The organism is Streptomyces sp. (assembly GCF_050698815.1).
Taxonomy (GTDB): domain Bacteria; phylum Actinomycetota; class Actinomycetes; order Streptomycetales; family Streptomycetaceae; genus Streptomyces.
The window spans coordinates 1-5,599 of record NZ_JBOHCV010000231.1 but is presented as its reverse complement, the minus strand read 5'-3'; the positions used below and the strand labels follow the sequence as shown (position 1 = coordinate 5,599).

Below are 5,599 nucleotides of genomic sequence, written 5' to 3'. Positions count from 1 at the left end.
CCGGCCAGCCGGTCACGGCCGCGCCGCTGCGCGTCGGCCCGCTCCCGGGCCGGGCCGGCCTCCGGCAGTCGCAGAGTGAAGGTGGAGCCCTGTCCCTCGGCGCTCCATACGGTGACTTCGCCGCCGTGTGAGGCCGCCACATGCTTGACGATGGCCAGGCCGAGGCCGGTGCCGCCGGTGGCGCGGGAACGCGCCGGATCGACACGGTAGAACCGCTCGAAGACCCGGTCCTTGTCCCGGTCCGAGATGCCGATGCCCTGGTCGGTGACCGAGATCTCTATCAGGTCACCGCCGGGCACGACCACCCTGCGGCCCGCGATGCCGACCCGGGTGCGGGCCGGCGAGTAGTTCACGGCGTTCTCGACGAGATTGCCGAGGGCCGCCGCCAGCTGGCTGCGGTTGCCCCATACGTGGAGTGGGGCGGCGCCCCCTCCGGGCCCGTCCTGTGTGGTGGGCGTCACGCCGGTACCGAGAGTGATGTGCTTGCTGCTCGCCGACTGGCGGCAGCGGTCGATGGCCTCGGCGACGAGTTCGTCCACCCCGACCGGCTCGGAGTCCTCAAGCGGATCGTCGTTCTGCACCCGGGAGAGGTCGATCAGCTCCTGGACGAGGCTGGTCAGCCGCGTCGCCTCGTACTGCATGCGGCCGGCGAAGCGTTCCACCGCCTCCGGGTCGTCGGCGGCGTCCAGAACGGCCTCGGAGAGGAGGGAGAGCGCGCCGACCGGGGTCTTCAGCTCATGGCTCACATTCGCGACGAAGTCGCGGCGTACGGCCTCGATACGTCGGGCCTCCGTCATGTCCTCGACCAGCAGCAGCACCAGCCGGGAGCCGAGCGGGGCCACCCGGGCGGAGACCGCGAGGTCGTCGCCCCGCCCGGTGCCGCGCCGTGGGAGGTCCAGCTCCACTTGACGTATCTCACCGTCCCGTCTGGTGTCGCGGGCCATCTGCAGCATGGGGTCGACGGCGAGCTTGCCGCCGCGGACCAGGCCCAGCGCGTACGCGGCGGAGCTGGCCTTGACCACCTCGTCCGCCTCGTCCATCACCACCGCCGAGGAGCGCAGCACGGACAGGACCGTGTCGACGCCGGGCGGCAGCACCGCCTCGATGTGCAGCGACGAACGGCTGGGGCGGGACTGCTCGCGCTCGCTCCAGCGGAACGCCAGCATGGCGATCACGCCGGTGCACAGTCCGGCGATCGCTGCCAATGCGGCGACGGCCGCGTTCACGGTCATGTGTCCAGGTTAGGTGTCTAAGCGGACAGTGCCCCAGGGCATTCGGGCCGACTCGAACACTCGTCTCCCAGAGTTCACCTTGAGGTCCCGGCTGATTCACTTGAGAGGTCGGCGGCGGACGCATTCCGGCCGCAGCGTGGGAGCGTGGAGGGGCGTAGGGCACGCCCTGAGCCCTCTGTCGGCACAAACCCATGCGAGGGAAGGACAGTCATGCGGGACGCGTACCACGAGGAGCTGGACTCGATCAGCGACAGCCTGGTCGAGATGGCACGGCTCTGCGGCTCCGCGATCGGCCGCGCCACCACGGCGATGCTGGACGCGGACCTGAAGCTGGCCGAGAGCGTCATCGCGGCGGACGAGAAGGTGGACGACCTGCAGCGCGGCCTGGAGACCCGGGCCATCCAGCTGCTGGCACGGCAGCAGCCGGTCGCCACCGACCTGCGGATCGTCGTCACCTCACTGCGGATGAGCGCCGACCTGGAGCGATCCGGCGACCTGGCGCAGCACGTCGCCAAGGTGGCGCGGCTGCGCTTCCCCAGCTCGCCCGTGCCGGGTGACCTGCAGGCGACGCTGCTGGAGATGGGTCAGCTGGCACAGCGGCTGATGGCCAAGGCGGCCGAGGTCATCATCACCAAGGACGTCGATCTGGCGCTTCAGCTGGAGCACGACGACGACAAGATGGACGACCTGCACCGGACGCTCTTCCAGCACCTGATGGACGACCGCTGGAAGCACGGGATCGAGACGGCGGTGGACGTCACGCTGCTGGGCCGGTACTACGAGCGCTTCGCGGACCACGCGGTCTCGGTGGCCCGCCGCGTCGTCTACCTGGTCACCGGCGACTACGCCGACGAGATCGACCCGGTCTTGAACGCCGCCAACGCCGCCAACGGCGGCAACGGCGCGGCGGAGGACGCCTGAGGACAAGCGTCCGGCTGTGCCGTGTGCCTCAATGCGCCCTTGATGCGCCTGCGCGAGCCGCCCGAAGTTGGGTCGGGAAGAGGAGGGCACTCATGGCTGACCAGAGAGATCCACGCCTGTCTCCGGAACGGTCCGAGGGGCACCCGGCGCCGCCCGCACTGGGAGCGTGCGGGTGCGGTCCCGGCTGCGGCTGCGGCTGCCAGTCCGGCGGCCCCTGCCAGTGCGGCGGCTGCTGCTGACGCGAAGGCCGGGCGGACGCCGAGGGCCCTGCCCGGTTCGTGGGAGCCGGGCAAGGCCCTCACTTCTCCCTACCGCAGAGCCGCGAGGCCCTTCTTCAGCTCCTCGCGGTTCATCACCGGCTGGATTTCGATCTCCGCGCCCATTTCCTGCAGGAACGGCTCCGTGATCGTGGGAAGCAGCGAGCTGTCCTGCATGTCGAACACGAGGACGCAGGAGCGCCTGCCGCCGTGCGGGGTGAAGTAGGCAGCCTCGGGCTTGAGCTGGTCCAGGACGGTCTCCATGAGCTTCGGCAGCTTGCCGCTCTTGAGCCCGTCGTTGGAGACCTTGGTGTCCAGGAGAACTCTCATCATCATTCTCATCGCGCCGACCCCTTCCGCACACCCTGACCGGCGCGGTCCCGTTCGCGCTCGCTGACGACCAGGTGAGTCCAGCTCAGCGTCATCGTCGGGGATCGGGGCGGCAACATCTGCGCCACCGTACGGGTACCGCACCGGTCCGGGCCGGCGGAGCGAACTACTTCTTGCCCTGGTTCCTGACCGCCTCGATCGACGCCTTCGCCGCCTCGGGGTCGAGGTAGGTGCCGCCGCGGCGTACCGGGTGGAAGCCCTCGTCCAGCTCGTAGCTCAGGGGGATGCCGGTGGGGATGTTCAGACCCGCGATGTCCTCGTCGGAGACGCCGTCGAGGTGCTTGACCAGGGCGCGCAGGGAGTTGCCGTGCGCGGCGACCAGGACGGTGCGGCCCGCCAGCAGGTCGGGGATGATCCCGTCGAACCAGTACGGCAGCATCCGGTCGACGACGTCCTTGAGGCACTCGGTGCGCGGACGCAGTTCGCTCGGCACCCCCGCGTAGCGCGGGTCGTCGCTCTGCGAGAACTCCGAGCCGTCCGCGAGCTGCGGCGGCGGTGTGTCGTACGAGCGGCGCCACAGCATGAACTGCTCCTCGCCGAACTCGTCACGGACCTGCGCCTTGTCCTTGCCCTGCAGCGCGCCGTAATGACGTTCGTTGAGCCGCCAGGAGCGGTGGACCGGGACCCAGAGCCGGTCGGCCGACTCCAGCGCCAGCTGGGCGGTGCGGATAGCGCGCTTCTGCACGGAGGTGTGGAGCACGTCGGGGAGCAGACCGGCGTCCTTGAGCAGCTCGCCGCCGCGGACCGCCTCCTTTTCGCCCTTCTCGGTGAGATCCACGTCCACCCAGCCGGTGAACAGGTTCTTCGCGTTCCACTCGCTCTCTCCGTGCCGGAGGAGGATCAGCTTGTACGGTGCGTCGGCCATGCGGGAAAGCCTACTGGGTGTGTCCGGAGCCGATATCGGGCCCACCCTCTGTGGCGCCCGCGCACATGTGTGATGAGGGCATTCGTTCCCTACGGTCACGCCATGAACCCCGAGACCCCCGAGACCCCCGCGGCTCCCCAGAGTTCGGCTCCCCCACCGACTCCCACGTCCCTGAAGCGCATCGTCGCCGCCAGCCTCGTCGGCACGACGATCGAGTGGTACGACTTCTTCCTGTACGGCTCGGCCGCGGCGCTGGTCTTCAACAAGGTGTTCTTCCCCGAATCCGACCCGCTCGTCGGCACCCTGCTGGCCTTCCTCACCTATGCCGTCGGCTTCGTCGCGCGCCCCATCGGCGCGCTCGTCTTCGGGCACTACGGCGACCGGATCGGCCGCAAGAAGCTGCTGGTGCTGAGCCTGCTGATGATGGGCGGGGCGACGTTCCTGATCGGGCTGCTGCCCACGCACGCCGCGATCGGCTCGCTCGCGCCGGTGCTGCTGACGACGTTGCGCCTGGTGCAAGGGTTCGCGCTGGGCGGCGAGTGGGGCGGTGCGGTGCTGCTGGTCTCCGAGCACGGGGACGCGAAGCGACGCGGATTCTGGGCCTCGTGGCCGCAGACGGGCGTGCCCGCCGGGCAGCTGCTGGCGACGGCCGTGCTGGCGGTGCTCACCGGGCTGATGTCGGACGCGGCCTTCGTGAGCTGGGGCTGGCGGGTGCCGTTCCTGTTGTCGGGTGTGCTGGTCGGCATCGGCCTGTGGATCCGGCTGGCGGTCGACGAGTCGCCGGTCTTCAAGGAGGCCCGGGCCCGCGCCGAGGCGCGTAAGGAAGAGCAGATCGCGAAGGTCGGGGCGCAGGGCTCCGAGGAGCGCCAGGTGGAGGCGAAGCCGCTGGTCGCCGTGTTGCGTCACCACTGGCGCGATGTGCTGATCGCGATGGGCGCCCGGATGGTGGAGAACATCAGCTTCTACGTCATCACCGCCTTCATCCTCGTCTACGCCACCAACGAGCTGAAGCTGTCGCAGGGGATGGTGCTCAATGTGCTGCTGATCGCCTCGGCCGTGCACTTCGCCGTGATCCCCGCCTGGGGAGCACTGTCCGACCGGCTCGGGCGCCGCCCGGTGTATCTGCTGGGAGCGATCGGAACGGGGCTGTGGATGTTCCCGTTCTTCGCCCTGCTGGACACCAAGAGCTTCGGCTCGATGCTGATCGCGGTGACCGTCGGTCTGGTGCTGCACGGTGCGATGTACGCGCCGCAGGCGGCCTTCTTCGCGGAGCTGTTCGCGACCCGGATGCGCTACTCCGGAGCGTCCATCGGCGCCCAGTTCTCGTCGGTGGTGGCCGGTGCGCCGGCGCCGATGATCGCCACGGCACTGTTCGCGGACTTCGGCAGCTCGACGCCGATCGCCCTGTACGTGATGGGGGCGGCGCTGCTCACGATCGTGGCGGTGGCCTGCGCGAAGGAGACCAGGTCGCGGGACCTGTCAATGGTCGGCGAGGACGACCTTTCCTCACCGGCCGACCGCACCCGCGAGTCTGTGAAGCCGTAGCGCGAGCTGCGTCTCCAGCGCACGTTCAGGTGACTGCCAGTCGTCGCCCAGCAGCCGGGCCACCCGCTCGAGCCGCTGGGCGACGGTGTTGACGTGCACGTGCAGCTCGTCCTTGGCACGGGCGGGACTCATGCCGCACGCGAAGTAGGCGTCCATGGTGGCCACCAGGTCGGTGCCGCGGCGTGCGTCGTAGTCCAGCACCGGGCCGAGCGTGCGGCGGACGAAACCGCCGACGTCCCGGGCGTCGGTGAGCAGCATGCCCAGGAAGCCGAAGTCCTCGGCCGCCGCGCCCTGTCCGGCCCTGCCGAGCAGCCGCAGCGCGTCCGCACAGCGCCGCGCCTCGGGGTAGGCCGCCGCGACGGCGCCCTGGCGCGCGGCGGGCGCGGGCA

General features: G+C 70.1%; 6 protein-coding genes. 2 read left to right on the top strand and 4 right to left on the bottom strand.

Annotated features, from left to right (window positions below):
• Positions 1–1,232, bottom strand: a 1,232-nt coding sequence (locus ACRDP3_RS08495) for a sensor histidine kinase (RefSeq protein ID WP_431516238.1), incomplete at its 3' end; no start/stop codon positions are given.
• Positions 1,233–1,442: 210 nt separating this feature from the next.
• On the opposite strand from ACRDP3_RS08495, the gene phoU reads away from it, so the two are divergent.
• A complete protein-coding gene (gene phoU / locus ACRDP3_RS08490) occupies positions 1,443–2,153 on the top strand; it encodes a phosphate signaling complex protein PhoU (RefSeq protein WP_431516237.1) in 711 nt (236 codons plus the stop codon).
• Positions 2,154–2,461: 308 nt separating this feature from the next.
• On the opposite strand, the gene ACRDP3_RS08485 is transcribed toward phoU, so the two are convergent.
• Both ACRDP3_RS08485 and ACRDP3_RS08480 read right to left on the bottom strand, forming a co-directional pair.
• On the bottom strand, positions 2,462–2,752 hold the full coding sequence (locus ACRDP3_RS08485; RefSeq protein WP_431516236.1) for a DUF3303 family protein: 291 nt from the start codon (positions 2,750–2,752) through the stop codon (positions 2,462–2,464).
• Between the two features lie 154 nt (positions 2,753–2,906).
• Positions 2,907–3,665 carry a phosphoglyceromutase gene (locus ACRDP3_RS08480; protein ID WP_431516235.1) on the bottom strand — a complete coding sequence of 253 codons (759 nt, stop codon included), beginning with the start codon at positions 3,663–3,665 and terminating at the stop codon, positions 2,907–2,909.
• A 102-nt stretch (positions 3,666–3,767) separates the two neighbouring features.
• Here ACRDP3_RS08480 and ACRDP3_RS08475 point away from each other — a divergent pair, with 102 nt between their 5' ends.
• On the top strand, positions 3,768–5,210 hold the full coding sequence (locus tag ACRDP3_RS08475) for an MFS transporter (protein ID WP_431516234.1): 1,443 nt from the start codon (positions 3,768–3,770) through the stop codon (positions 5,208–5,210).
• On the opposite strand, the gene ACRDP3_RS08470 is transcribed toward ACRDP3_RS08475, so the two are convergent.
• Positions 5,172–5,599 (bottom strand): PucR family transcriptional regulator (locus ACRDP3_RS08470; protein ID WP_431516233.1); only part of this gene is annotated, 428 nt, incomplete at its 5' end. The genes ACRDP3_RS08475 and ACRDP3_RS08470 overlap by 39 nt on opposite strands.

Bases quoted from the DNA above. Each gene is read 5' to 3' on its own strand.
- ACRDP3_RS08475 (WP_431516234.1), top strand. From the start codon at position 3,768: ATGAACCCCGAGACCCCCGAGACCCCCGCGGCTCCCCAGAGTTCGGCT.
- ACRDP3_RS08480 (WP_431516235.1), bottom strand. From the start codon at position 3,665: ATGGCCGACGCACCGTACAAGCTGATCCTCCTCCGGCACGGAGAGAGC.
- ACRDP3_RS08485 (WP_431516236.1), bottom strand. From the start codon at position 2,752: ATGAGAATGATGATGAGAGTTCTCCTGGACACCAAGGTCTCCAACGAC.
- phoU (WP_431516237.1), top strand. From the start codon at position 1,443: ATGCGGGACGCGTACCACGAGGAGCTGGACTCGATCAGCGACAGCCTG.